Here is a 1,881-nt window from a genome sequence, read left to right as displayed (position 1 = left end):
TTATTGGAATTTGATAATATATTAGCAGTAAAATTAAGATTTGGTGGTTAAAAATGTTTTATGTATCTAAAATTACTCCTTTTTCTTTATCCTTGCATTTATAGACCTGTTTGTATCACTTTTTATTAAAGCTAAAACTGGAAACTATATTCATTACGGACAGATTGGAGTTTTTGGATTTATTTTACATACAATACTTGGAGCATTTTATCAGATAATTCCAAATTCCCAGCAAAAAAGACTTCCTTTAACATGGATTTCTAATATAGTTTTTGTTATATCTGTACTATCTTCAGTTTATCTATACATGGGTAATTTTGAAATTGCTTACTTTTTTGTTGCTTCTTCAGTTTTAATTTTTGCACTTCATATTTTAGCAGTCGTTAAAGATATATCTTCATTAACTGTAAAATACATATTATCTGCTGTGGTATTTTTAATCATTTCATCGGTATTTTTATTTTTATCTTTGAGAATAGAAGGATTTTCTATACAGATAGCTATTCACACATTCACAGTTGGAGTAATGATAAACGCTATTCTGGGAGTTCAAACTGCATGGATACCTATGATTTATATGCAGCCTCTTGGAAAAACAAAGGCAGGGAAATTTATAATAAATAACCTATTTTACATTCATCAGTTTGTAGTTTTAGGAATTATTTTCAGCTTTTTTATAAGAGATTACAAATTTTTAGCTGGATTTGCATTATTTGAGTTTGCAGTTATTTTCTTATTTTTAAAATTTATATTTTATGACAGCATAAAGCCCCAAATTAAACTTCATGGAATTCCTTATACTGTTAAATATTTTATAACTGGTCATGTATTTCTCCTCATCGGCTTGGTAGTTGCCCATATTATTGGAGTTGCTGGACTTTTTACATTAATTCCTTACCACATTGATTTTATGGTTTATGGCTTTGGTTTATTTACAATAATCGGTGGTATGCTTCATTTAACGCCGAGAATTATTTTTAGTATGAAGCAAAACAAAAAAGGGGTGCCTCTTTCCAGAAATAAATTTGAGAACTTATATAAGCTAATTATAACCTCATATATAATTTTTATCGGTTTTGACCTTTATGGAATAACCCTTTACGCAGCTATTATTTTTATTCTTTCTGTACTAACACTATTTGTTTTATCATTAGTAGATTTTATAAAACTTTACAGGGCATAGTTATTTTACTTCCTGCACTATCATGACCTTTACAGGCGTATTAGGCTGGGCTTCATTTTGGGATAATCCTATTATAGATTGATTGTTCAGTATATACCCCTTTGTTTTGTAATCTTTGATTTTACCATTTTCATTACAGCTTATTTTTGATATATTCCCGTAAAATCTATTAAACTGTGGATTGTATATAAGTTCACCAACTGCGTTGCAGTTTTGAAACTGAGGTGAGGTTAATATTATAGAAACAGGATAAACCTGAGGAGGTTCTTTTTCTTTTTGTCCCTGATAAGGCATTTGAAAATTTTGCTGATTATTTGAGGGAATTATTATACCTATATTCAAAGTTCCATCTATAATATCGCCTTTTTTTATTAAAAACTTTTTTGCGTATGAAAAAGATACAAGAATAAGTGTTAAAAATAATACAACCTGTTTCATAAGGATACAGCCGCCTTTTTAAGTTTTTCTATTTTATCTCTAATTTGAGCAGCCTTTTCAAATTCCCAGTTTTTAGCATACTCCCACATTTGTTTTTCAAGTTTCTCAATTTCTTTTAAAAGGTCTTCTTCTGAGTTTATATTATCGGGTATATCTTCATATATTTTTATTCCAACTTCTTCAAGGTTTATAACGTCTTTAATTTCTTTTTTATTGTTTTGGAGTAATTCCATGTTTTTATTGTATTCTTCCTGTAGTTT

The 1,881-nt window shown here is 28.5% G+C and carries 3 protein-coding genes; 1 reads left to right on the top strand and 2 read right to left on the bottom strand.

The features are described from left to right. The first annotated feature begins 307 nt into the window (after window positions 1-307). A complete protein-coding gene (locus HG1285_RS03220) occupies window positions 308-1,183 on the top strand; it encodes a hypothetical protein (protein ID WP_008288930.1) in 876 nt (291 codons plus the stop codon). Here the strand turns inward: HG1285_RS03220 and HG1285_RS03225 are convergent, their stop codons facing one another. After that, complete coding sequence (locus HG1285_RS03225) at window positions 1,184-1,621, bottom strand: hypothetical protein (protein ID WP_008288929.1); 438 nt, start codon at window positions 1,619-1,621, stop codon at window positions 1,184-1,186. Continuing rightward, on the bottom strand, window positions 1,618-1,881 hold a 264-nt coding region (locus HG1285_RS03230), incomplete at its 5' end, for a UvrB/UvrC motif-containing protein (protein WP_008288928.1). The genes HG1285_RS03230 and HG1285_RS03225, both read right to left, overlap by 4 nt.

The organism is Hydrogenivirga sp. 128-5-R1-1 (genome assembly GCF_000171895.1).
The sequence above is the reverse complement of the archived record's forward strand: the minus strand, read 5'-3'. Positions and strand labels throughout refer to the sequence as shown.

Bases quoted from the DNA above. Each gene is read 5' to 3' on its own strand.
- HG1285_RS03220 (WP_008288930.1), top strand. From the start codon at position 308: ATGGGTAATTTTGAAATTGCTTACTTTTTTGTTGCTTCTTCAGTTTTA.
- HG1285_RS03225 (WP_008288929.1), bottom strand. From the start codon at position 1,621: ATGAAACAGGTTGTATTATTTTTAACACTTATTCTTGTATCTTTTTCA.